Annotated in this window: 23 protein-coding genes; 12 read left to right on the top strand and 11 right to left on the bottom strand. The window is 52.8% G+C overall.

Going from position 1 to position 23,402, the window contains the following annotated elements:
• Positions 1 to 39 precede the first annotated feature (39 nt).
• The 6 genes from METH11B_RS0103090 to METH11B_RS0103065 are packed head-to-tail and all read right to left on the bottom strand — an operon-like array spanning position 40 to position 5,828.
• The gene (locus METH11B_RS0103090; RefSeq protein ID WP_026600739.1) at positions 40 to 789 is read right to left on the bottom strand and encodes a beta-ketoacyl synthase chain length factor; all 750 of its coding nucleotides are present in this window, start codon (positions 787 to 789) and stop codon (positions 40 to 42) included.
• Complete coding sequence (locus METH11B_RS0103085) at positions 789 to 1,991, bottom strand: beta-ketoacyl-ACP synthase (protein ID WP_026600738.1); 1,203 nt, start codon at positions 1,989 to 1,991, stop codon at positions 789 to 791. Before METH11B_RS0103085 ends, METH11B_RS0103090 begins: the two co-directional genes overlap by 1 nt.
• Complete coding sequence (locus METH11B_RS0103080; RefSeq protein WP_026600737.1) at positions 1,991 to 4,318, bottom strand: MMPL family transporter; 2,328 nt, start codon at positions 4,316 to 4,318, stop codon at positions 1,991 to 1,993. The genes METH11B_RS0103085 and METH11B_RS0103080 overlap by 1 nt, the downstream gene beginning before the upstream one ends.
• A gap of 3 nt (positions 4,319 to 4,321) precedes the next feature.
• The gene (locus METH11B_RS0103075; RefSeq protein WP_026600736.1) at positions 4,322 to 4,954 is read right to left on the bottom strand and encodes a LolA family protein; all 633 of its coding nucleotides are present in this window, start codon (positions 4,952 to 4,954) and stop codon (positions 4,322 to 4,324) included.
• Positions 4,951 to 5,562, bottom strand: coding sequence for a hypothetical protein (locus METH11B_RS0103070; protein ID WP_026600735.1), 612 nt, complete (start codon positions 5,560 to 5,562; stop codon positions 4,951 to 4,953). Before METH11B_RS0103070 ends, METH11B_RS0103075 begins: the two co-directional genes overlap by 4 nt.
• Before the next feature lie 2 nt (positions 5,563 to 5,564).
• Positions 5,565 to 5,828 (bottom strand): phosphopantetheine-binding protein, encoded by a 264-nt coding sequence (locus tag METH11B_RS0103065; RefSeq protein ID WP_020481178.1) that lies wholly within the window; start codon positions 5,826 to 5,828, stop codon positions 5,565 to 5,567.
• A 65-nt stretch (positions 5,829 to 5,893) separates the two neighbouring features.
• On the opposite strand from METH11B_RS0103065, the gene METH11B_RS0103060 reads away from it, so the two are divergent.
• The 7 genes from METH11B_RS0103060 to METH11B_RS0103030 all read left to right on the top strand — a co-directional run bounded on the left by METH11B_RS0103060 (position 5,894) and on the right by METH11B_RS0103030 (position 11,445).
• A complete protein-coding gene (locus METH11B_RS0103060) occupies positions 5,894 to 6,475 on the top strand; it encodes a methyltransferase family protein (RefSeq protein WP_026600734.1) in 582 nt (193 codons plus the stop codon).
• 49 nt (positions 6,476 to 6,524) lie between these two features.
• The gene (locus METH11B_RS0103055) at positions 6,525 to 6,767 is read left to right on the top strand and encodes a phosphopantetheine-binding protein (protein ID WP_026600733.1); all 243 of its coding nucleotides are present in this window, start codon (positions 6,525 to 6,527) and stop codon (positions 6,765 to 6,767) included.
• A complete protein-coding gene (locus METH11B_RS0103050) occupies positions 6,764 to 8,056 on the top strand; it encodes a hypothetical protein (RefSeq protein WP_026600732.1) in 1,293 nt (430 codons plus the stop codon). The genes METH11B_RS0103055 and METH11B_RS0103050 overlap by 4 nt, the downstream gene beginning before the upstream one ends.
• Positions 8,057 to 8,217: 161 nt before the next feature.
• Entirely contained in the window at positions 8,218 to 9,645 is a 1,428-nt protein-coding gene (locus METH11B_RS0103045) for an amino acid adenylation domain-containing protein (protein ID WP_026600731.1), read from the top strand.
• Positions 9,646 to 9,740: 95 nt separating this feature from the next.
• The gene (locus tag METH11B_RS0103040; protein WP_026600730.1) at positions 9,741 to 10,289 is read left to right on the top strand and encodes a hypothetical protein; all 549 of its coding nucleotides are present in this window, start codon (positions 9,741 to 9,743) and stop codon (positions 10,287 to 10,289) included.
• A 69-nt stretch (positions 10,290 to 10,358) separates the two neighbouring features.
• Positions 10,359 to 10,889, top strand: coding sequence for an REP-associated tyrosine transposase (locus tag METH11B_RS0103035; protein WP_026600729.1), 531 nt, complete (start codon positions 10,359 to 10,361; stop codon positions 10,887 to 10,889).
• Positions 10,890 to 10,998: 109 nt separating this feature from the next.
• A complete protein-coding gene (locus METH11B_RS0103030) occupies positions 10,999 to 11,445 on the top strand; it encodes a GNAT family N-acetyltransferase (RefSeq protein WP_155931070.1) in 447 nt (148 codons plus the stop codon).
• Positions 11,446 to 11,549: 104 nt separating this feature from the next.
• Here METH11B_RS0103030 and METH11B_RS0103025 read toward each other — a convergent pair whose 3' ends face one another.
• Positions 11,550 to 12,293, bottom strand: a complete 744-nt coding sequence (locus METH11B_RS0103025) for a YkgJ family cysteine cluster protein (RefSeq protein WP_026600727.1) — start codon at positions 12,291 to 12,293, stop codon at positions 11,550 to 11,552.
• A gap of 164 nt (positions 12,294 to 12,457) precedes the next feature.
• A complete protein-coding gene (locus METH11B_RS0103020) occupies positions 12,458 to 12,811 on the bottom strand; it encodes a hypothetical protein (protein ID WP_155931069.1) in 354 nt (117 codons plus the stop codon).
• A 644-nt stretch (positions 12,812 to 13,455) separates the two neighbouring features.
• On the opposite strand from METH11B_RS0103020, the gene dbpA reads away from it, so the two are divergent.
• From dbpA to mepA, 3 genes are all read left to right on the top strand, one after another.
• The gene (gene dbpA, locus METH11B_RS0103015; protein WP_026600725.1) at positions 13,456 to 14,844 is read left to right on the top strand and encodes an ATP-dependent RNA helicase DbpA; all 1,389 of its coding nucleotides are present in this window, start codon (positions 13,456 to 13,458) and stop codon (positions 14,842 to 14,844) included.
• A gap of 203 nt (positions 14,845 to 15,047) precedes the next feature.
• A complete protein-coding gene (locus tag METH11B_RS0103010; protein WP_026600724.1) occupies positions 15,048 to 16,184 on the top strand; it encodes an acyltransferase family protein in 1,137 nt (378 codons plus the stop codon).
• Positions 16,185 to 16,220: 36 nt separating this feature from the next.
• Positions 16,221 to 17,078 (top strand): penicillin-insensitive murein endopeptidase, encoded by an 858-nt coding sequence (gene mepA, locus METH11B_RS0103005; protein WP_026600723.1) that lies wholly within the window; start codon positions 16,221 to 16,223, stop codon positions 17,076 to 17,078.
• Between the two features lie 73 nt (positions 17,079 to 17,151).
• Here the strand turns inward: mepA and METH11B_RS0103000 are convergent, their stop codons facing one another.
• Positions 17,152 to 18,519: an autotransporter outer membrane beta-barrel domain-containing protein gene (locus tag METH11B_RS0103000; RefSeq protein WP_026600722.1), complete on the bottom strand. Its 1,368-nt coding sequence runs from the start codon at positions 18,517 to 18,519 to the stop codon at positions 17,152 to 17,154.
• Positions 18,520 to 18,735: 216 nt separating this feature from the next.
• On the opposite strand from METH11B_RS0103000, the gene METH11B_RS0102995 reads away from it, so the two are divergent.
• Entirely contained in the window at positions 18,736 to 19,158 is a 423-nt protein-coding gene (locus METH11B_RS0102995) for an HIT domain-containing protein (RefSeq protein ID WP_026600721.1), read from the top strand.
• Positions 19,159 to 19,684: 526 nt separating this feature from the next.
• Positions 19,685 to 20,059 (top strand): DUF2975 domain-containing protein, encoded by a 375-nt coding sequence (locus tag METH11B_RS0102990; RefSeq protein WP_231499571.1) that lies wholly within the window; start codon positions 19,685 to 19,687, stop codon positions 20,057 to 20,059.
• A 145-nt stretch (positions 20,060 to 20,204) separates the two neighbouring features.
• Here METH11B_RS0102990 and acnB read toward each other — a convergent pair whose 3' ends face one another.
• Positions 20,205 to 22,763, bottom strand: coding sequence for a bifunctional aconitate hydratase 2/2-methylisocitrate dehydratase (acnB, locus tag METH11B_RS0102985; protein WP_026600719.1), 2,559 nt, complete (start codon positions 22,761 to 22,763; stop codon positions 20,205 to 20,207).
• 22 nt (positions 22,764 to 22,785) lie between these two features.
• Positions 22,786 to 23,394: a Uma2 family endonuclease gene (locus METH11B_RS0102980; RefSeq protein WP_026600718.1), complete on the bottom strand. Its 609-nt coding sequence runs from the start codon at positions 23,392 to 23,394 to the stop codon at positions 22,786 to 22,788.
• Between the last annotated feature and the right edge of the window lie 8 nt (positions 23,395 to 23,402).

Here is a 23,402-nt window from a genome sequence, read left to right as displayed (position 1 = left end):
ATTTTTCACCATCGTCTGTTTTCGTATAACAAGATGCCACTATTCATAACCACCCACATTAACTTGCCAACCCGGCGTATGCGAGGTTAGTGCGACGGCTTGCGGCATTCTTCCAGTTAAAGCCGCTTCAAGCAAAGGGATTGCAGCCAAAATTGGCATGCTATTTACCGAATTAGTCCAGGACGCCGGAAAAATGATTTCGCCAACTTGCGGTCTGCCAATGTGCATCAGACGTCCGTCTACTGTTCCGGCCGCCAATAGCAAGGCATAGGCAAAAGCCGGATTACCGGAACCGGGAGCCAGATAGCCCGGCCATACCTCATCGTAACAGACCAGCAATAGCTCGCCGCCCTCACAAGACAACTGGCACCAGGCCTCCAACAAAGCCATTGCCAAGGTATCTGATCCCGCCGCCAGAGCAGTGGCAGGCTGGATACATTGCTGAGCGATACTCCAATAACCCGCCGCAGTATTTTGTACGGAATTATGGAAAGCGCTGGGAGACATTACCCCGTCTGTTTTGACCAGTTCGTTACAAATCTGGTCCGTGGTGTTTATTTCTCCGGCCACGCTGGCAAATATCGCAGGTAAGCTTGAAGGCGAACGCTGTGCTTGCTCGCAGGCAGTGATTGCCGCGCTGAAGGCCATTTGCATCGCCTGGCTGCTACGCCGGCGCAATAGCGGCGGAATAGTCTCGCGATTAATATCATAGGCCGGAAACGGCAGGCTGGCCCGAAATGCGGCGTCCGGCGCACAAACGCCCACGCCAAGCAGACTCATGCATTCCATTAAGCGGCCTCCAACAAGACACTGGCATTGTTGCCGCCAAAGCCAAATGCATTGCTCAAGATCAGTCGGGGGCTGACGTTCAATGCTGGCGCTGCGACAAGCGGAAACCGGCACTCGGGGGCGGGCACTTGCAAACCGCAGGTGCCTGGTAAAAAACAGCGCTCCAAGGCCAACAGACTGACCACGACCTCCACGGCACCGGCCGCGCCCAACGTATGACCGAGTAAACCTTTGACGCCGCTACAGCGCGGCGGATGGGGAAACAAGCGCGCTACCGCTTTAGCCTCGGCGAGATCGTTTAGGGCGCTGGCGGTGGCGTGCAAATTGATGTAATCGACCTCGCTAACATCGTGTCCTGCCAACCGCAGGGCCTGCGCCATTGCGGTGGCGGCACCAAGACCCTCCGGGTGCGGGGCGCTCATATGGTGGGCATCGGAAGACTCACCCACCGCCAAAAGGCGGGGCCTATTTGCATTCTCAGCGCCGGGCTTTTCCAGCAATAGCAAAGCCGCGCCCTCCCCTATGTTGATGCCTTGCCGCCCGGCATCCATCGGATGGCAAGCGTCCGCAGAGATGAGTTGCAAACTGTTGAAACCGCGCAGCGTCAATCGGCATAAACTGTCTACACCGGCGACCAACACCGCGTCGCAACACTCTGAGTTAAGTAAGCGTTGCGCAGCGGCCAAGGCTTTGGCGCTGGACGAACAGGCGGTAGAGATGGCATAGCACGGCCCTTGCAAACCCAGTTCCAATTGCAAAAACTCGGCAGTCGCCTGGGCGGTCTGTACCTTGGTGAAATGGAAGTCACTGGGCATGACGCCGTCTTGTTGTAACCGAGCATAAGCGTTCTCGGAATCGTAGATGCCGGAAGTACTGGTGCCCAATATCAAACCCACTCTTGCCGCCCCGTAGTTTGCGATCACCCGCTCTACATCGGCACGAAAACCACCTTGGTTCAGGGCCTTTAAAGCCAACCTGGCATTACGGCAGTCGTAGGCTTGCAAGTTAGCACTTATTTTCGGTAAAGGTGATATTACTTCGCCCACCAGGGTATCAAAAGGAATAGCAAATAATGTCAGAGGCTTTAGGCAAGTTTGGTTGGCAAGCAGACTGGCGTACAAGGCTTCTACATCATCACCGGCAGCGCTGACGCACTGGTAGGCCGTAACGGCGACGGGAGAGATCAGCGGGGAGATAATCATTAATTCTTTGGCTTTTGGATCAGTAGAGGGCAAAGCAGAAAACCCAAGGTGACCCCCAAGCTTACCGAGAGCGCCAGAATTGGCAAGGTGGGCGTTTTACCCAAACCCAGCGCACCGAAGGACGCAATTGTCGTCAGTGTCGATGAGGCGATGGCGTGATAAGTCACATCGGCGTCTTTGCCGCGATTGTCGATAAAAAAGATGCCGTAATCCACGCATAGCGACACCGACAATAACAGGCCGATCACATGCAGGAAGCTGACTTCCTCACCCATTAGCGCCCAGGTGGCGAAAATGAACAGTACGGAGGCCAGGGAAGGCAGCAAAGTCAACAACACCTTGCGCAGATCGCGTTGTTGTAACCTAATAAACAAGGCCATCACGCCGATGCCGATACCTAGCATCACTAAAGATCGATCGCGATATTTGCTCGCCAAGTGATCGAGTTGATCCTTTTGGCTGAAGTAACGCGTGCCTTCCAAGCCAGCCAAACCGGCTATCAATTTTTCGGGATCGTGCTCACCCAGCCACAGCGTCAACATTACCCCAGTTTGGCCGTTCACTATTTGCCCGGACAGAATGTGCCTTACCGATGATTCCATAACTTGCGCGGGTAACAATGGCTCAGGTGCCGCAGATGACAAACTTCCCAATTTTTCAACTGACAGGCCCGCCTTGGCTAAACCCGCTTGCCAGGCTTGCTGAAACTCCGGCGTCAAACCCTGTTGATAAACCTTATGGTTCTGGGTTTGCAATTGTGCAGATACCAGCCACGGAAACAGACCATGATATTCGCCAAGCACACCGTCCTGCCGCAAGGACTGCAAGCGCCGCTCGGCGGCTTCTGAACGTTGTAGCGCCGTTTCCCAGTCGTCAGCTTGGATCAATACAAAACGGCCCGGTTCGATACTGGAAAAGTGCGAGCGCACCGCCGCATCCTGCTGTTTCAACACATCCATGTCTACCGCCAACTTCTGCATATCGTCCATCCAGCGGATTTGCGGCAGGCATAGCCCGGCTAATACCACGCTGAGTGCGAATAGACCCAGCAAGGCCTTGCGGTAACGACCGCAAAAATCCACCCAAGTCGCGATGCCGGGTAAATGTGCGGAGTGCAGTGCAGAATTAGTCAGCAAGGCCGGCAACACCCAGCGGGTCAAACCCAAAGAGGCGACGATACTGGCCAAGGCAAACACCGCAATTTGCTCAAAGCCGGGAAACCCGGTAAAGCCCAAGGCGCCGTAGCCGATCACGGTGGTCAAGCCGCCCATTAACAAGCTGGGCCACAACAGCCGAACTGCAGCTAAAGGCGTGTTGCGATGTTTGGCGCAATGCACCATCACATGTATAGGATAATCGGAGGAGATGCCGATCAAGCTGGCACCCAAAGCCAGAGTCAGGCTATGCACCTGCGGAAACACCAACGCTGTCGCCAAGGTGCCGATCACAAACGAAGCGCCCTGCACCATCATTACCCAGTGCAAGGCCGAAAACGAATGAAACAGGAATAGAAACACCAAGGCCACGGCCAGGCTGGATACCACCGAAACCAGCGTCACATCCTGACTAATCTCGCTTTGCGCGGCCACGCTAAACACCGGCACCCCAGCCATCGATAACTTAAATATGCCACCGGCTTCTGCATTCAAACTAGCAAAATTGGCGCGGATCGCCGTTTGCAAGCGGGTTTGCGCCTCGGAATCCAGCGCAGCCGGACGGCTTTGCAGGATTAAAGCACCGCCGCTGCCGAGCTTGGCTTGCTGCTGAAATTGGCCCTGCAAAGCCTTGAAGCCGTTCAGAGACAGCAGCAAAGGATCCTGTTTGGCGATGGTTTTCACAAAGCCGCCTTGCGGCGACAGCAGGGCTTGTTTCAATCCGTCGGCCTTGGCCTCCAACTGGGTCGGTTCAAACAATTCCGGCGCTTCTGCTTCCGGATTAAGGCTGAATATGCGGGCGTGGTGTGGCGCATACGAGGCAACGGCATCGACCCAATCTCGGGGCGGCTGATCGGCCGGCCAAATCTGTTCCACCTCATCAAGTTTGGCCAGCTGATTCACCAGTCGAGTGCTGAATGTGGCGACGGAAATGGGGGGTTCGCCGGTATTACTCAGACTGGCCGCTGTGGCTGGATCGGTCTTTTCGATGACTAGTAAGTAGCGCCGCGATAATTCACCAGACTTCAACAAGCCAGCCAATAGCCGGGAATCCTCGTCGTCCGTGGCGGTAAAAAACGCGTTCAGGTCAGTCTCGACCTTGACTTGCCAGAAAGTGATCGCCAACAACGGCAACAGCAGCACGAACCAGCGTTTTCGCCAAACAAAAGACACGCCCTATTCTCCGCTGGCTTCCCGCAACAAACGCGGGAGAGAATAGTCCTGTTGCTGCGCTGCCGTGGCTTTCTGCATGCGGTACTCGGTGGATTCGCCGTCCGACTGCTTGATTAAAATGCGCCGTTGTTCGTCTTTGTCATCGCCTGATATTTCGATAGAAGGGAGATCATCGCCGCTCAGCTCCGGTTTCGGCGTAAGCCGCAAAGTCCATTGCGGGCCTTGCTTTTCGGCGGCGATGGCATAGTTAGGCTGCAATTCTTCGGTACGGCCTTGCAGGATGCTGCGAAACACCTTGATTTGCTCGCCCGCAGGCCCTGCCGAATCCAAAGCCGCGCTGTGGCGCTGGTTTTGCTGTGGATCCCAGTAGAGCATGTGCTGTTCGGCGATAGCCATGATTACCCTCGCCGGTTGCAGTTGCAGTTTGACCAGGCTGCCGTCAGCGCCTGAGAGCATGTAACCTTGGCCATGCCATGGTTTGTCCGCCAGCTCTAGTACGCGGGTTTCATCATAATGAAACTGCGCCTGACCCGTTTGGCGAATGCGCGCCAGCAATTCGGTCAGCACGCTGTCATCGGCCGATCCAGCAATTGGCAATAAAGCCAAGAGCAAGAACATCGCGCGTTTAATCGTCATCCCTTAAATACCTTATGGCCGTTCATAGCGATGACTTTAAACGTCTCCAATGCCGGCGGAATCTCCAAATCCGGAAAACGCCGGTGCCGGTAAAACCACTCGCCGGTTCCGAGTAACCCCATCAACCCATACACCACCACACCGGTGTAAAGTGCCCAAGCGGTTTGCCCCGCGATAGCCGGCAAGGCGGCGCAGATGACTATATTAGAGGCAAAAAATAAGGTCCATATCCAGGTCAGATTCCGGCAATAGTCGGCAATGCCCGGCACTAACTCGGGAAATTGCAAACGCACCAAGCGTTCGATAAACGAAGGTGGCGACCACAGGGTATGTCCGAATAAGAATGTCAGCCACAGATAGGCGAATGATGGCACCAGCCAGACAAAATAAGTCGTCGCGAAATAGGCGCCGCCTAGTAACACCGCGGCCAGTAAAAAACTAGTTAAGCGTGCAACTAAGCCAGACGCGGTAAAACCGCGCCACAGTGTCAATGCTGCAAATACAATGAGTTCAAAGCTGGCAAAGCCCAGACTGGCCAGATAAGCACTGAGGAAGGGATAAGCAACAACAAAACAGGCAATGACGACCGGCTTGATGATATTACCCATACTTAACGGGTACGATTAGCGGCGACGAAGTCTGCGAGCGAGCGGAGAGAGAGAAAAATCTGATTGTTGCGTTCGTCGCCGGAGGTGATCTTGATACCGTATTGACGGTCCAGCATCACGCCAATTTCCAGGGCGTCGATGGAGTCCAAACCCAGTCCACCACCAAATAAAGCATCATCCGGCGACAGGTCATCCGGGACGATGTCTTCCAGGAGCAAGCCTTCGATAAGCATGGTTTTCAATTGGCTGATCAAGTCATCTGACATGGCTGTTTAAATTCCATTAATAAACGCCGGATTCTACACAAAATCCCTTAGAGGTTCAAAATCACTTGGATTGCGGCTCAGGCAATGCCAAAATTGCCAAACGCTTAACCACTCAACACCCCATGCCGATAGATAGATACGTGCGTCCTTTCCTGGCTTTAAAGATCCTGTTATTCACGTTACTCGTCCCTGGCGCGGTGCTGATTTACGTGCCTTATTGGTTACTTTCCGATCCGAACAGCAACTTGCCGCAGGCCAATCTGGCATGGGCTCTGCCCTCAGGACTTTTTATCATCCTGGGTTTGGCTATTTATCTGCGTTGCGCTTGGGATTTTGCCGTCGAGGGCTCGGGTACTCCGGCTCCCATCGATCCGCCGAAGACACTGGTCGTGAGCGGACTGTATCGCCGGACCCGCAATCCGATGTTTCAAGGTGTTCTAATGCTGCTAATGGCGGAATGTGTGTTGTTTGCCGATCCGGCCCTACTGATTTATGCCGGCTCGATTGCCCTGTTTTTTCATATTACCGTGGTATTTCGCGAAGAGCCGGACCTCGCCAGCCGGTTTGGCGCGTCTTATAAACTCTATTGTCGACAGGTGCCGCGCTGGGGCTTTGCGTTAAAAGCCTTTTCGCCAGAGCCCGCTTGATTCGCTTTGCATACAATTTCTTTCTTAACTAATTCACCATTTCACTGCCATGAAGGAAACACTGAAGAATTTCATCTTTGCCGAGCTTATTTACCATGAAGATCCAACCTCATTCGGCGATGACGATAATCTACTGGATGCGGGGCTGGACAGCATGGGTATCATGCGTCTGATCATGTTTGCCGAGAAGGAGTTTGGGGTGACGCTGCCGGACACCGAAATCGAACCGGATAACGTCGGCAGCCTGAATTCTCTGGAAAACTGGCTCCGCCGCAGCGGTTACGCCGGATGACCAATTCCACGGAACAGCTGTTCAATCCTGGCGATTATTTTACCTACGTACTCGACCAGGAGATTCGTAATGCCGGCATGCCCGGCGGTTATTGCGGATTTGCGCTGCAACTGGCGGAAACGCCTGATTTGTCTGGCCTACAGAATCGACTGGATTTACTGGTAGAACGCTTTCCGCAAGCATCCGCCAAAATCGAGCCACGCGGCAAGCGTTTTGCGTGGGTCGCCACCGGCAAGCCCATAGCGCTGGAACTTCATGAATGCCGGGCGGATGCCGATGAAGCGGACGAATCGCAACGCATATTGCTGGAGATTTTCAATCGCCCGGAATCCCGGCCGCTGACCGTACACTGGATAGCCGGTGCAGACGGCGGCACCTTGCTGCTGATCTGGTTGCATCCTTTGTTGGATGCCCGTGGCTGCAAGATCTTGTTGGATTTCCTGTCCTCCGAGCGGCCGGAAAGCTTTAAAGATTCGTTGTCGCTGATCGAAGCCAAATTGGCGCAATGGAGCTTTTGGAAAAAACTGCAATTATTCTTCAAAGCCAAACGCCACAACACACAAGCCAATAGCCTGGACAGTTGCCTGCCTACTCAGGTTGAACAAGGCCCACAACGCCTGAAATTGAAATTACAAAGTTTCGATGCCGACCAATCGCAGCGCATTGCCAAATTGGCACAACAATACACTGGCCTTACTGGCCGCACCCTTTATTACCTGGGCTGTTTCATGCGGGCGATGGAACTGGTGGGACCGCCGGCGGCAAAAGAAGGTTATTGCATCCCGTATGCGTTTAACTTGCGTCGGCAGAATGCGCCAACACCGGTATTTGGCAACCACATCGGCTGCTTGTTCGCCCGCGCTACTCGTCAGCAAGTGCGAGACCGAAACGGCTTGTTTGCACATCTACTCAGCGAACATAAACAAGTGGTTAGGGATGAGCTAGATCTGGCTTATCTGCCGCTGATGTGGCTGGGCCAATGGCTGGCACCGGCCAAGTACGCCAAAATCTTACGCAAGCAACACAGCGGCGGCGAATTGAGCTCGCTGTGGTTTTCCGACATTGGTGAGTTGTCCTGGACCAAGACAGGTTTTCTCGGCGTTCCGGTTACCAATATGTCGCTATTGTGCTGGATGCCTCTACCGCCGGGTTTGGCGCTGTTAGCCTGCCAACTCGATGGCAAGCTGGTTTTGTCCTATAGCTACTTATCGCCGGCGATAGACGAAGCGTGGTTGGATAAGGTAATGTCGAAGATGAACGCCGAGTTGCTGGAAACCGGGGAGAACTGAGTGAAATATCGTTCCCGCGCTCCAGCGTACCCGCGAGGCATAAATGGGAATGCAGTTAGAACCGCTCTGCGGTTCGGGACGCTGGAGCGTCCCAGACGAGGTTCCCACGCCGGAGCGTGGGAACCATAAGTAGACAATATTTTTGCCGAAGTCCTCAAATCATGCTGCTAGAGCCCTTTCTAAAACAATGCCAACTCCAACCCGACGCGCTGGCCTTGCAAGAGCGGGATCGGCAAGTCAATTTTCGGCATCTACTGCAAAAGGCGCAAACCATTGCCTCTGCATTACAAGCCAAGGGCATCCAACCCGGCCAGCCAGTCGCCATTCATCTGGATCGTGGCATAGACGCCGCCATTGCGCTGTTCGGCGTCCTACTGACCGGAGCGAGCTATGTGCCACTGGACTTGAAAAACCCAGCCCCCAGACTGAGCTTTATTGTCACCGACGCCCAGGTGCGCGTAGTCTTGGGTTCGGGTTCCGCGCCGAATTGGCTGGATGAAAACTTGTGGCTGGACATCGCCAGCTTTAGCGAAGGCGTTCCGGAGCCAATCGAAATTCCCGCCGAAGCGCTGGCCGCGATTTTGTACACCTCCGGCTCCACCGGCCAACCGCGTGGCGTAGCGCTCAGTCACCGAGCGATTTCGGCATTCGCTTCATGGGCAACCGGCTTATTGAAACTAACAGCTGCCGACCGCATCGCCAGCAGCGCGCCGTTCTTCTTCGATCTATCCACCTTTGATCTATATGCAGTATTAGGCGCCGGCGCCAGCCTGCATTTCGTGCCATCCGGTTTAACCATGGCCCCAGCCCGTTTGAGCACCTGGCTAAGCGAACAAGCCATCAGCGGCTGGTACACCGTGCCCTCGTTGCTGGCCTTCCTGACCTATAAAGGCAACTTGGCGCAAACACCTTTGGCAGCGTTGCGCTTTCTGATCTTTGCCGGCGAAGTGTTTCCCACCCCGGCGCTGATCGATCTGGCCGCCGGTTTGCCGCAGACGGCCTTGTACAATTTCTTCGGCCCTACCGAAACTAATGTCTGCTGCTATTGGCCGGTGGCGAGGGAACGCTTGATCGCCGAACAATCCATCCCCATCGGCCTACCTGCCGCTGGCTGCGAACTGCATATCGATGCCGAAACCGGCGAGCTCTCGGTACGCGGACCGACTCTAGCCAGCGGCTACTGGCGCGACGGTCGCGTGCAGTCTTTTATGAACGCTGACGGCTGGTATGCCACCGGCGACCGCGCCAGCTTTGAACAAGGCGAATACCGCTTTCATGGCCGCCTGGGCCGCATGCTGAAATGCTCCGGCTACCGCGTCGAGCCGGCGGAAATCGAGACGGTCGTTAATGCCATCCTCGGCGTCAAAGCTTGCGCGGTGATCGGCATAGACGATCCGACTGCCGGCCAGCGTCCGGCATTAGCGGTGGTTTTAGAACTGGGAATGAGCATCGCCGAAGTGCGCAAAACACTGAATATACAATTGCCGGCCTACATGCAACCGAGTCGTTATCTGGTTTTGGAGGAGTTGCCGCTATTGGCGAATGGGAAGTTGGATTACGGCAAAGTGCGGAGCTTACTAGTAGCGTAAAGTTTAGGCGGAAAACCATCAGACTGCGTTTATTGCTGGGCATACTGCAATCGGCGATGATATACGGAAACTTCACAATCATTTGTTGGAGCTCGATGGTGATTCACGAATCGCACTACTGGAAAGCACCGTTGGTTAGAGCCGCTGGCTGGCTCAATCTATTGCGAGTCAATGATAAAAACAGCGAGGCGGCATTGGCGCGCGCTGAACGCGAAATATTTATCGGCTTCTATGCAATCAGGAAGCTACTCAGCGCATTCAAACTCTCTGAGTCAACGAAGCAACTCAAATACGAAATTGAGTGGTTTCCGGGTAAGCCGGGGCGGGCGGTCGACTACTTCAATCGAAGTGAGATCGACGAGCTATTCGACCTAAATCAGAAGTCAGTTGAAACTCGCGACATCGGCTTTCTCTGCAATCAAGTAGTGCACAGCTTCATCTTCATTATTACGCTCGGTGAGAAAGGCGAACTGGAGGGGTTCTTTCTCACATCTGACACCATGCGCTATAGGCGGCTTTACTTTGTCTCAATCGGTTCAGTTCTTCATGCTTTTCGCACCGTTGGGAAAGACTACCCCTCAAAGCAGAGTCTCAAACGAAATGAAGAGACTGGCCAATGGGAGGCATCCGACGGCGAGCCCTAACCCTTCAATCAAGAGGACGTCACCCGGCAAGCCGCGCGCCGCCTCTTATTGAATTCCAGCGAGCACCCAATGGGCCGAAGCGGTTACACCATCACTGAACCTCAGCAAGCGCATTTTATGACCTGCACGGTCGTTGAGTGGCTGCCGGTATTTACCCGACCGGAAACCGTGCAAATCCTGCTCGACTGCTGGCAATTTCAACGGCAACAGGTCGGTTTGAAGCTATACGGTTACGTGGTTCTGGAAAATCACCTGCATTTCATCGCGCAGAGCGCTGCACTGGATAAATGCGTTGCTAGTTTCAAAGCCTTTACCGCGCGGAGAATCATAGATAACTTGCAGGCAAAACAAGCCGAACGCTTGTTGCAACGATTGCGGTTTGCCAAATGCGCGCACAAGCGTGATCGGGAGTTTCAGTTCTGGCAGGAAGGTGTGCATGCGGAGTTGATTCTTAGTGAAGCAATGATGCGGGAGAAATTGGATTATATTCATGCCAATCCGGTGAAGCGGGGTTATGTGAGTTTGCCGGAGCTTTGGCGATATTCCAGTCCTTCTAACTATTTGGGACAGGACGGATTGATCGAGATTGACGTATGGTAATTGTGACGCTGGAGCGTCTGAGGCTGCATTCCCACGCTGGAGCGTGGGAACGATAAAAATTCGTAGCCGGGAAGCTGGAGCGTAAGAACGTACATAAGATACACAACATTTGGCTTACTTTATGACCTCCTTTAGCCTGATCGACGCCGCCGAGCATGACAAACAATTCATATTTGATGCGTTCAAGCTGTCGATGCGCGATTACGTCGATTGGGCATGGGGATGGGACGATGAATTTCAACATACCGGTTTCTGGAGAAACCTTCAGGTGCAAAACTTCAAATTGATTTGCATCGGCGAAGAACCTGCCGGGGCTATCTATGTGCAGGAGGGCGAGCAAAGTCATTGGGTTCGCACCCTGTTTCTGTTACCTGAATTTCAAAGACGAGGAATAGGCTCCACTTTGCTGGCGCAAGAAGCCATTCGGGCAAAAAATCTCAATAAAAAACTGGTGTTAACTGTCATAAAGATAAACCCTGCAAAACGTCTTTATGACCGAATGGGCTTCAGCGTTATTGATGAAGACCGGGTCTCGTATCACATGGAATTAGGCTGATACTTAAAATTGTGTGTGCTGGATGGTTGCTCTATGGCCGCCGCCACTCTAGAGCGTTCGGGGCGGCATTCCCATACGTTACAGCAACGGCGAAAAAACTGCCGTCACGGATTCGCCATGTAATCAAAAAATTCCCGTAGCCAATCCTCGCCGCGCTTTTTCGGAAATTGGTTGGGGTGTTTCTTCACCCATTGCAACGCGTAAATCATCGGCACCGAATCCAGGTCTTTGATGTGGCTGGTGCGCCAAAGTTTGCGGACAATTTTAGACACCTGAAATTTTAACTCGATGTGCCTGACGTGTTCAGGTGTCGGGTTTTGGCAATATTCGGCCGGCGATGTCACCAGGTATTCCCGGCAGGCCAATGGCCGGACCGGATGGATGGAGCAGCTTTCCGCTTCCAAAAACGGACAGGGCACGCCTTGCTGAAAATAAGTCAGCGCGTGTTGCTGCACCGCTTCGTGGCTCGTACCATCAGCCAGCATCCCTTCGAGCCGGCTCAGCCACTGAATAGCGTCCAGTTTTTCGCAAGCGTCGGCAAAGCGTTGCTTGACCGCCGAACGTCTGGGCTCGGGCAATTGTTCGACCACACCGGCGATTTGATAGGCTTCAAATTCCGCCAACGGCACGACTTGTCGGCAGCAGGCACCGCAGCCGGCTTGGCAGGAGATGATCTCCTGGTCCGCAACGAAGGCAGCCACTGCGGTTTCGACAAACGTGTTGTTGAGGCGATGCAGTGTCGGCAGCATTGCCACCGGCGTCACCTTTTGCGTCGGCGTGTTCAATTCCAGTTCGATAGGTTTGCCGTAAAGCGTTAGTTTGATGTTGGCTGGTGTGGTTTTGCTCATGCGTGCTGTTATTAATCGTCTCAAGTTTATGCTGGAAGGCAATGAAGGTATTGGCGTTCATGGTGCCCGCAATGACGTCAAAATGGCGGTCGCCGAGCGAGGGCGACTTTGAATACTCATCAGCCTGCGAGTTCTATCAAGCTTCTTGCGGGTTGATCCAAAATTTATGCAAAAAAATATGCTTGCAGAGCGACCATGTCGTGAGCAGAGATCACACGGTTTTCCCGGCTAATATGCTCCTCTTGCAAACCTGGTATGTAAAATTGCCAAGCTTCCAGCGCACCCAGTTCATCCGGAAGAACGGCATCCTTTATCCCCATCGTGCGGCTTGCCGGCGTGGCTCTACCACGGCTCATTTCCACGGCGAGATTCTGCTTGTGCTTATCGTGCCACTTTTCTTGCGGAGCGAAGGTGCCCCAAAAGCCGGATGCAGTCACTTTTAATGATATTTCGATATAGTTGTCCAATTCATTCCAGTCAATCGGAACCGCAGACATATAGCGCGCCATCGCACTCATATCAATGTTATTAAGCTTAGCTTGTTCGAATCGACCAATAGCGCCTTCGTAGTCTTCCTTAAACGGGCTTACAGAACACCACCATGGCGTTATTCCATACTTGGGATCGGATTTGGCTTCCCCTTTGCTTAATTTGAAAAGTTTGAATCCTGCCGGTAAAGTCTCGACGCGAACCGTGTCTTTAACAAATGCGTCTATATGAGACTGAGGTATATACCAATTGCCAAGCTCTTGCCTTGCTTGGCCTGCCTTAAAATCGCGCTTATCATCAGACCGTCGTTAACGCCTATAGCCGCTCTCCATTTTTCGTTTTCTTACACCCTTTTCCCAAATCCTGCATTTTTTCATTTCGTCGTTTAACTGACAGTATCAAAAGATCAATAGCTGATTTGGTGATGTAAATTATAGTCAGAAATAACCGCCACTCTTGCCGTAGGTCTAAATATTTAAATGTTTATAATGTGGAAATTCCTAATGTTTAACTGTGTTTTTATGTGAATCTTGCCGGGGTGCAGTGACTTAAAATCGGCTGCAAATTGCAAGCCCGGCAGCCTGTTGATTGAGCAATGACCAAAAGCCCAACTCTGTTATCATTGCCTTCCACATGTCGGCAAGCGTGCCGCATCTTATCGATTAGAGTCTTTGTGAATACACCTGAATTTTCGTCCCTGCCGTTAAAACCCGCCCTACTGGAAAACATCGAATCCTTGGGCTACACCCACCTGACACCGATTCAGGCTGAAAGCCTACCGCATATACTAGAAGGCAAGGATGTGATTGCCCAAGCCAAGACCGGTAGCGGCAAGACCGCGGCGTTTGGGATCGGTTTGTTGTCGCGGCTGGATTTAAGCAGCTTTAAAGTGCAAGCCATGGTGATCTGCCCTACCCGCGAACTGGCCGACCAGGTATGTAAGGAAATCAGACAATTGGCCCGCTTTACGCAAAACATTAAAGTTCTGGCCCTGTGCGGCGGCACACCCTTTGCCCCGCAACGCAGCTCACTGGAGCACGGCGTGCATGTGGTGGTGGGGACGCCGGGCCGTTTGCAGGAGCATCTGCAAAAAGCCAGCTTGCGCCTGGATCATTTAAAAGTGTTGGTACTGGACGAGGCCGACCGCATGCTGGACATGGGCTTTGCCGACATCATCTCCGACGTGATCTCTTATGCGCCGACGCATCGGCAAACCCTGTTGTTCTCCGCGACATACGCGGAGCCGATTCGGGCCTTGAGCCAAAAGTTTCAATTCAAACCGGTGTCGGTCAGCGTCGAAACCAGCCATCATGACAACCCTATCGAGCAGCGTTTTCATCAAGTCGACAAAGCCAAGCGCCTGAACGCTTTGGGTTATTTGCTGGCTTATCATCGCCCGGAATCGACGGTGGTGTTTTGTAATACCAAGCGCGAATGTCAGGACGTAGCGGATACTTTGACCAATTGCGGTTTTTCCGTGCAGGCCCTGCACGGTGATTTGGAGCAAAAGGATAGAGATCAGGTATTGGTGCGCTTTGCCAATAAAAGCTGTTCGATTCTGGTCGCTACAGATGTTGCCGCTCGGGGGCTGGACATCAAAGACATGCAGGCAGTGATCAATTACGAACTGCCTTGGGACCCGGAAGTGTACGTGCACAGAATTGGCCGCACCGGCCGAGCTGGCGCGAAAGGCTTGGCGCTGAGTTTGGTCAGCGAAGCAGAGTTGACCCGCGTCAAAGCGATTGAAGACTATATTGCGGGTTCTGTAAAGTGGGACGAAATCGCACCGTTTAAACTGAGCAGCGAACACCGCTTCGAACCGCCGATGATCACGTTGTGGATAGACGGAGGCCGTAAGGACAAGATGCGGCCCGGCGATATTTTGGGGGCATTGACCGGTGCTAACGGCATAGCCGGCGGCGAAGTGGGTAAGATAGACATCTTCGATAAACACGCTTATGTTGCGGTGAAGCGCGGCAGCGCCGATAAAGCCCTGACCTGTTTGCGGGCCGGCAAAATCAAAGGCCGCAATTTCAACGTGCGCAAGTCGCAATGGAATTAGCTTAAAGGCAAAGGCGTTGTTTGCTCGGCTTTAAAGCGCTGATCGGGCATCCCTCCTTCGCGGGTTTGACAGCCACGGTTGGCTCATCGGCGTCTTGGGCTTTTAGAACACCCGGCAATTAAAACAGCGCACAGATAGCCGAATAGCCAAAGCCTGCTATACCTATCCCAGCCGATACCTCCTACTTTAAAAGACTCAAGCCCGTGGCGCCGAAAACTCATATCAGTTACCTGGACACCATTCGCGGTCTGGCGGCCTTGGCCGTTATCAGCGAACATTTCGTTATCGCCTACGGCCTGCCTTGCGAAACACCGCTCTGTCAGCAACTGCTGGATTTCTCCCCGTTACATATTTGGTGGGACGGGGCGGCAGCGGTTTCGATGTTTTTCGTGCTCAGCGGCGTGGTGTTGTCTTTGCGCTATTTTCGCGCGGGACATATACCGGATCTCAGCGAATTTCATTTGGCGCGCTTCTTGATCAACCGGATGTTCCGCATCTGGCTACCGTATTTGCTGGTGTTGCTGATCAGCACGGGGCTGTTTGTGCACACCTTCGATAGCGCGATAGTCAAGACCAGTCTGCCGGCGACCGACTGGATTACCGGCATGTGGCATAATTTTCCATTAACCCAGGCAGACATGCTGCGTGAGAGCTTTTTATTGAAATTGCCCGCCTTGATCGTGCTGCTGCCGCAAGCCTGGACTTTAAGTATCGAACTGGTACTGTCTTTGCTATTGCCGGTAGGCTTGTTGCTGGCGGGACGCGGCACTTCTTGGCTGGTGTTTTTTGGTTTACTGGCCACCAGCCTGTTGGGAGTGTCGATTTTCTTACTGCATTTTCTATTGGGCATGACCATTGCCAGGCACTATACCGACCTAACCCATTATTTATCCGGTCGGCGCTGGCATCGGCGTTTGCTGCTATTAGCGGGCTTGGCCTTTTACACCTGCGCCACGTTTGTGCCGTCCGATATATTTGGCGATACGGCGGTATGGCTCGGCTCCGGCTTGGGCGCGGGCTTGATTTTGATGTTCGTGCTAGGTTCTAAAGATGCACAACGTTTGCTGTCACAGCCGGTGTTAAGGCAAATCGGCAAAGTGTCTTACAGCGCGTATCTCAGTCACATGGCGATTCTGATTTGTCTGACGCCGCTGGTTTTAAAATTTCTGGAAGGGTTTACCGACAATCGGCTGGCACTTTGGTTTGGCGGCTGGCTTATCACCATAGTCTGTGTACAATGCGTTTCCTTGTTGTTTTATCATTGGCTGGAGATACCCAGTATGAGTTTGGGAAGACGAGTGACCGATGCAATAGCCGCCATCGGCAAGCCAACGTTATAATCACTGCTAGTCACTCCATTTCCTAGCCACTTCATCATGCGCCTTGCTACCCTTTCAACAGTATTATTAAGCGTTGCCGCATTGAGCGTTAGCACCGACACAACCGCTGGATCAACTGCCCAAGACTGGGCCAAGATCACCACACCGACCCAGGAATCCAGCCAAAGCATAGGCACCTACACCAGCGGCTGCATCAGCGGCGCGGCGACCCTGCCCCTTGACGGCCAAGGCTATCAAGTCATGCGCTTGTCCCGCCATCGCTATTATGGGCACCCCAATTTAATCGGCTTTATCCAGCACTTGGGCCAATTCAGTGCTGAACAAAAACTGGGCTCGTTGCTGATTGGCGATTTGGGACAACCGCGCGGCGGCCCGACCTTAAGCGGACATCGTAGCCATCAGTCAGGCCTGGATGTGGATATATGGTTTTTGTTATCCGAACAAGCCAGTAACCGGCAATTAACAGCCAACGAACGCGAAACCTGGAGCGCGCCGTCGGTCGTGAACATGCAAAATGATACTATCGATTACCGGCATTGGTCGTTGGATCTGGCAAAAGTGTTGGAAGCGGCCGCTCAGCAACCGGAGGTTGACCGGATTTTCGTCAACGCCAGTATTAAACAAGAGCTATGCAAAAACAAAAGCGCCGGCTCCGCTGAATGGTTGCGCAAGATTCGCCCCTGGTGGAAACATGACGAACATTTTCATGTGCGCTTGAAATGCCCACCGCATAATCCGCATTGCGACTCGCAAGACCCCTTACCTCCTGGAGACGGTTGCGACGCCAGTTTGGCTTGGTGGTTTTCCGCAGAAGCCAAAGCACCGTCGAAAAATGTGCCGCTGCCACCACAGCCGTTACCGGCATTGTGCGAACAGCTGTTACGGCAGCCCTAATTCTCGTGGGAAAACCAAGCTTGTGGGATGAGTCAGGTGCCTCTTCCCACAAGCCTGCCTCGGAATTCTCGGGCTAAAACTCCAGGCGGGCGCCCAATGTAAATAAATGACTTTCCACGTCCCGGTATCCCACCAGCGCGTCGTAGTTCAAAAAGGCGCTTAAGCCCTGTGCAAAGGTGCCCGATACCCCCGTACCTACCGTAAAATAATTCCGGTCCGGCGCGTTAGTCACCGTGTTAAAGGCTAAGCCGCTGCTGTTATCGCCTAGAAAGCGCACCGCGATATTGCGGCTGCCGTCTTTATACTGATGATGCCATTCGCCGCGCACATTGGGCGTAAACACGCCCCATGCCGTACTAACCGCGTAGGAAATCTGGCTACCAACCGTGGTGGTGACCGACTCGACACCCTGATCGGCAAATGCCATTCCCCAGCCACTGCCGCCTGATTCACTAAAACCGTCGACATCGAGTTTGATGTAATTGGCTTTTACGTAGGGATTAAACAGCCATTGTTTTACCGCAAAGTTATAGCCGCTACCCACGCTAACTGAATATTGGTTCCCGGTAGGCGCAGCTTTGGCAAGCGTATTCACAGTTTCACTGGGTACCGTATATTGGATATGCCGCACCGACGCGTAATCGATGGCGCCCATAGTTGCCACACCGTCGAAATACAAGTTATCCGTTGCGTAGTAAGTACTATAAAGCGCGCCGGTGTAAGCATCGCTATCCAAGGTACCGCCGCTGCGGTCGAAACTGGACTCGGTGCGCGTATAGGTAAACGCCGCACCTACAATCAAATCATTACCAAACCGATAGTCTATGCCGGCATTAATGCTGCCGCTATTTAAGTTATAACCCAGTTGATTGACATCCGTATCGACATTGCCGGTGTTGTAATTGCCGTTGACGAAACCGCCCAATCGGTCCCAAACGCCGCCGCTATCGCCCGCCGCGCCGCCAAGCGGATTTGCCAGCGAAGCCAAATTGATCGGCACCGCACCGCTACCCAAGCCGGCAACCTGAAAGCCGCGAGCGCCGGCTCGCAAAGCAGACATCCGTCCGGCAATCGCGTTGAAAGAAGTACGCGTAGCAGAAACACCTTGCGAAGGTATCTGCTCCGGCGAGGTTTGTTGTAGCGCGTTAAATGTTTGCGGTATCGATTGGTTAAGAGCGGAACCCACTACCGCATCGCAGCGATTCTGAAAATCGTCCGAGTTAATTCCCCGCCCGCCTGGACAGGCAATTTCAATTACATTTGCCATATTGCTCTGGCTGGAATTGATGCCGTCGGTATTTTGCAGCAATCCCGCGATAGGCGACACGGCTGGCGTGGCAGCCGAGAAGCTGGAGCCTATCAACAGCACGCCAAGTTTTAACCGTACCAGCGGGTAACTAGGGCCGGATACTGCGCCGGTCTTATTTTGCATCGTCATCATTATTTCTCCCCCCATGAAAATGCTTATGTGCTTTAAAAAATCTAAGTATCAAATCAGCAATTTGGTCTTAGCATAGACGATAACGAAAATACCTACATACTTACTGCGAAATTGCAGAAGTTTAAACTTGTTGCCAGGAAATAAATCAGCGTAAAAGTCGGCATCGCTGATGGGTAAATAGTTACAATAAAACTTTATTCTTTAGTTGAGATAGCCATGCCGCACTTCTTACTTCATCAGCAACTAGCCCAAGATTGTTTCAAGGTGGGGAGTTTTAGCCTGTCGGAATTGTTAATGATGAACGATAGCCAATATCCCTGGTTCATCCTGGTACCAAGGCGCCACAATATCAGAGAAATTTATCAGCTTGACCAGGCGGATAGACAGGCTCTGCAAGCCGAGTCCTGCCTACTTGCCGAGACACTTGTAAATATTTATCACCCCGACAAACTCAATATTGCCGCAATCGGCAATCTCGTACCGCAATTGCATTTGCATCATGTGGTGCGCTACCAAACCGATGAGGCCTGGCCGGCGCCGGTATGGGGAAAGCTCGCCAGCCTACCCTATGCGGGCTACCAGGCAGAACAACGAATCACCCAGCTCCGCTCCGCTCTGCAGCCGCATTTAATCAATTGAGAATCGAATTAATGTTTTCCGTTACCCATTACGTGGTGTGTGACAACGGCCAAAAATAAGCACAAGGCGTTAAAAAATCCTCATGGACATAATCCAGTTGGAGGATGGGCAAGCGAAAATATGAAATACGCTTTCGGCAGCTGAAATAACCCAATTTTTATGTGATTGACGCTGACAATAAAAGCACGTCACAATCAAAAAAAAGTCGCAAAGTAAGGACAGGTGTTCCGTGAACGGGTAAGTCCAGGTGCTTTTAAATACCCTCAAACTAGACTGTGCGAGCATGACAGGCTCAGAAAATTTCGAGCCTAGTAGGCCGATATCGATTGCTGAAATGCGTCGAGCTTAGGGCAGACTGTGTAAAACTTCAAAAGCCATTGTTACTACCATGCCTATTTTCATCATCTGCTGTTTAATATTAAGCACCCTAACCCTAACCCAAAATGCATTTTTACCCTTACTCAATATAGAGGCCGTATGGGGTGCGTGGGCCTGTCTCGCGGTACTCTTTCTGTTGAGCGGTTGTTTGAAATTAGTACCTGGCAAGATATGGCACGACGGTTTTGCCTGCGCGGGCTTATGGACTTGGTACGGTTACTGGAGCCCGCAATTCAGCGACGGCTCGCCGCAATTCAGCGTGTTTCCGGTCTATTTCGCCTTGCTTAGTAGCTGGATGCTGCTGGGTTTAATTAACAAAAGCCCGCAGTTTGATTGGGAATCGCAAGAATCTTTGCGTTATATGCAAAAATATTTGGCCCGCTTCGACACTTGCGTAGTGGCTGGCTTGGTACTAGTTTGTCTGGCATTGCCGGAGCACTATCTATCCTATCCAATTGCCATGACTTTCTTCATCGTCCGTAGCGCTTTTCAGCGCTGTCTGGAGATTATCGATAGCCTGTAAGTTTGGTAAAACCGAATTGTCAGGCCATACATCGGTTTTACCGTTCCTTTACTAAGTACTTAAGTATTGTCTGCCGGAGCAGTGCGGAAGCCCACCTGAAACTGGGTTACCGCTTGCTCCGGCAAGATGCCTAAAATGCGCGGAGCTAAGCTACTTCCTTGGCCTTATCCTGATAGCTGTCGATTTGATCGAAGTTAAGATAACGGTAGGTATCCGCGCTGGTTTGTTCGATGCTGGCGGCGTATTGCATATACTCGGCAACCGTCGGAATCTTACCCAACAACGAGCATACCGCCGCCAATTCCGCTGAAGACAGATAGACGTTGGCGCCGTTACCTAAACGGTTGGGGAAATTACGCGTCGATGTTGAGACCACGGTGGAGCCTTCCGCTACCCGCGCCTGGTTTCCCATGCACAATGAGCAGCCCGGCATTTCGGTGCGGGCACCGACTTTACCGAAAGTGCCGTAATAGCCTTCTTCGATCAATTGGTTTTGGTCCATTTTGGTCGGTGGAGCCACCCACAAACGGGTCGGCAAGGCCCCGGATTTTTCCAGTAATTTGCCGGCAGCTCGGAAATGGCCGATGTTGGTCATGCAGGAACCGATGAACACCTCATCGATTTTAGTGCCGGCGACTTCGGACAGCGGTTTGATGTCGTCCGGATCGTTCGGGCAAGCTAACAGCGGCTCGGTGATTTCGTTCAAATCGATTTCAATAATTTCCGCATACTCAGCATCCTGATCTGCTTCCATCAATACCGGGTTCGCCAACCAATCTTGCATGGCTTTGATCCGGCGTTGGATGGTTCGGACATCGCCGTAACCCTCGGCGATCATCCATTTCAACAAAGTGATATTGGAATTTAGATATTCGCGAATCGGCGCTTCGTTGAGTTTGATGGTGCAACCGCCGGCGGAACGTTCCGCTGAAGCGTCGGATAACTCGAATGCTTGTTCGACTTTTAAATCCGGCAAACCTTCGATCTCCAGAATCCGGCCGGAAAACACGTTTTTCTTGCCTTGCTTGGCGACTGTCAGCGAACCGCTTTTCAGAGCCGCATAGGGAATGGCGTTGACCAAATCCCGCAAGGTAATACCGGGTTGCATTTGGCCTTTGAAACGTACTAACACCGACTCCGGCATGTCCAATGGCATCACGCCGGTCGCGGCGGCAAACGCCACCAAACCGGAGCCCGCAGGAAATGAGATACCAATCGGGAAACGGGTATGCGAGTCGCCGCCAGTGCCGACAGTATCCGGCAATAGCATGCGGTTCAGCCAGGAGTGAATCACACCATCGCCCGGACGCAGGGACACGCCACCACGGGTCATGATAAAGTCCGGCAAGGTATGCTGCATTTGCACGTCGACCGGCTTGGGATAAGCGGCGGTATGACAGAAGGACTGCATCACCAAGTCGGCAGAAAAACCCAGACAGGCCAAGTCTTTCAGTTCGTCGCGCGTCATTGGCCCAGTGGTATCTTGCGAACCGACCGTCGTCATTTTTGGTTCGCAGTAACTACCCGGTCTGACACCGGCCACGCCGCAGGCCTTACCAACCATTTTTTGCGCCAGGGTAAAACCTTTGCCGCTGTCGTGGGCCACGCCTAAGCGACGGAATACGGCCGATGCCGGCAAGCCCAAAAATTGGCGGGCCCGGTCGGTCAAGCCGCGACCGATAATCAGGGGAATCCGGCCACCGGCGCGGACTTCGTCAAAAATCACCTCGGTTTTTAACGCAAACTCGCAGATTACTTCATCCGTACCATGGCGTTTAACGACACCTTGATAAGGATAAATATCGATCACATCGCCCATCGCCATGCCGGTCACGTCGCATTCGATCGGCAAGGCCCCGGAATCTTCCATGGTGTTAAAGAAAATCGGGGCGATCTTGCCGCCTATACAAACCCCGCCGCCACGCTTATTAGGAATGAACGGAATGTCGTCACCCATGAACCACAGCACTGAGTTAGTCGCGGATTTACGTGACGAGCCGGTGCCGACCACGTCGCCGACGTAAGCCACCGGAAAGCCTTTGGCTTTAAGATCGATGATTTGCTGCTCGGCGTTAGTGATGCCGTCGCGCGGCATTTTCAACATGGCTTTGGCATGCAAGGGAATATCCGGCCGCGACCAGGCGTCGGGGGCCGGAGACAGGTCGTCGGTATTAGTTTCGCCGGTAACTTTGAATACGGTAACTGTGAGTTTTTCCGGTACTTCCGGCTTGGCGGTAAACCACTCGGCATCAGCCCAAGATTGCATCACCTGTTTGGCATAAGCGTTTCCAGCTTCGGCTTTTTCCTGCACATCATGGAAGGCATCGAATATCAGTAGAATTTGCGACAAGGCTTTCGCGGCAATCGGTGCCAACGCGGCATTTTCTAGCAATTCAATCAACGGCGCAACGTTGTAACCGCCAAGCATCGTACCCAGTAATTCGGCGGCTTTTTCCGGGGTCAGCACGGGTGACGTCGCTTCGCCTTTTGCAACGGCAGTCAGAAAACCGGCTTTGACATAAGCCGCTTCATCCACGCCGGCTGGAATCCGGTTGGCCAGCAAATCCATTAGAAAATCGGCTTCGCCAACGGGCGGATTTTTAAATAATTCAACCAATGCCGCGACCTGCTCGGCATCCAAGGGTTTAGGCACTACGCCTTCGGTGGCGCGTTCTGCTACGTGTTTTCGGTATTGTTCTAACATGATGGTTTCCGGTGAAAAGATATTAGGCTTGGGATGCTTCGGCGGCGGCTTGTTCGGCGATAAATGTGCGCATATCGTCGTTATCGACTCTGGCATAAATGTCAGCGACACTGAGAGTCAATCCAACCGATTCGAACGGCACGTCATCGCCGAGAAAATAGTGATTGGAGACCCAGCCTTCGCTACGGCGGCAGACTTCGACGTCGACGATGTCTTGTTCGATCAGTACGTATTCCTCTAACGTCGGGATAGTTTGATACAAGCGGCGCTTGAGGGTTTCGTCGCGGCGACGGGTGGATTTTGACAGCACTTCGACGACCAGTACTGCTGCCTCGGCGTAATAGTCATGGGTGGATGTGTCGTTACAGACCACCATGGCATCGGGGTAAAACAAATAGTTACCGATTTTGAGTTTTACGTCGGAGGAGAACGGTTCACATGGTTGGCCACGCAAATGCACGTGCAACGCGGCAGAAACATTACCTTTAATGCGTTCGTGATTTTTACTGGTTCCAGACATCGCCACCAGTTCGCCATCGTCATACTCGTGCTTGGTATCGCTCAGTAATTCCGCCGCCAGATAATCTTCGAGAGAAATCCAGGTTTGCTCAAACTGTGGTTGCGCGCTCATAACCGCCT

The sequence above is a fragment of the Methylomonas sp. 11b genome, assembly GCF_000515215.1.
GTDB lineage: Bacteria > Pseudomonadota > Gammaproteobacteria > Methylococcales > Methylomonadaceae > Methylomonas.
The sequence above is the reverse complement of the archived record's forward strand: the minus strand, read 5'-3'. Positions and strand labels throughout refer to the sequence as shown.

Coding starts and splice junctions, on each gene's coding strand:
- METH11B_RS0103020 (WP_155931069.1), bottom strand. CDS start 12,811: ATGAGTGCGATGGCGCGCTATATGTCTGCGGTTCCGATTGACTGGAAT.
- METH11B_RS0103045 (WP_026600731.1), top strand. CDS start 8,218: ATGCTGCTAGAGCCCTTTCTAAAACAATGCCAACTCCAACCCGACGCG.
- METH11B_RS0103000 (WP_026600722.1), bottom strand. CDS start 18,519: ATGATGACGATGCAAAATAAGACCGGCGCAGTATCCGGCCCTAGTTAC.
- METH11B_RS0103035 (WP_026600729.1), top strand. CDS start 10,359: ATGGGCCGAAGCGGTTACACCATCACTGAACCTCAGCAAGCGCATTTT.
- METH11B_RS0103025 (WP_026600727.1), bottom strand. CDS start 12,293: ATGAGCAAAACCACACCAGCCAACATCAAACTAACGCTTTACGGCAAA.
- mepA (WP_026600723.1), top strand. CDS start 16,221: ATGCGCCTTGCTACCCTTTCAACAGTATTATTAAGCGTTGCCGCATTG.
- METH11B_RS0103050 (WP_026600732.1), top strand. CDS start 6,764: ATGACCAATTCCACGGAACAGCTGTTCAATCCTGGCGATTATTTTACC.
- METH11B_RS0103085 (WP_026600738.1), bottom strand. CDS start 1,991: ATGATTATCTCCCCGCTGATCTCTCCCGTCGCCGTTACGGCCTACCAG.
- METH11B_RS0103040 (WP_026600730.1), top strand. CDS start 9,741: ATGGTGATTCACGAATCGCACTACTGGAAAGCACCGTTGGTTAGAGCC.
- METH11B_RS0103090 (WP_026600739.1), bottom strand. CDS start 789: ATGGAATGCATGAGTCTGCTTGGCGTGGGCGTTTGTGCGCCGGACGCC.
- acnB (WP_026600719.1), bottom strand. CDS start 22,763: ATGTTAGAACAATACCGAAAACACGTAGCAGAACGCGCCACCGAAGGC.
- METH11B_RS0103075 (WP_026600736.1), bottom strand. CDS start 4,954: ATGACGATTAAACGCGCGATGTTCTTGCTCTTGGCTTTATTGCCAATT.
- METH11B_RS0102995 (WP_026600721.1), top strand. CDS start 18,736: ATGCCGCACTTCTTACTTCATCAGCAACTAGCCCAAGATTGTTTCAAG.
- METH11B_RS0103055 (WP_026600733.1), top strand. CDS start 6,525: ATGAAGGAAACACTGAAGAATTTCATCTTTGCCGAGCTTATTTACCAT.
- METH11B_RS0103065 (WP_020481178.1), bottom strand. CDS start 5,828: ATGTCAGATGACTTGATCAGCCAATTGAAAACCATGCTTATCGAAGGC.
- METH11B_RS0103070 (WP_026600735.1), bottom strand. CDS start 5,562: ATGGGTAATATCATCAAGCCGGTCGTCATTGCCTGTTTTGTTGTTGCT.
- METH11B_RS0102980 (WP_026600718.1), bottom strand. CDS start 23,394: ATGAGCGCGCAACCACAGTTTGAGCAAACCTGGATTTCTCTCGAAGAT.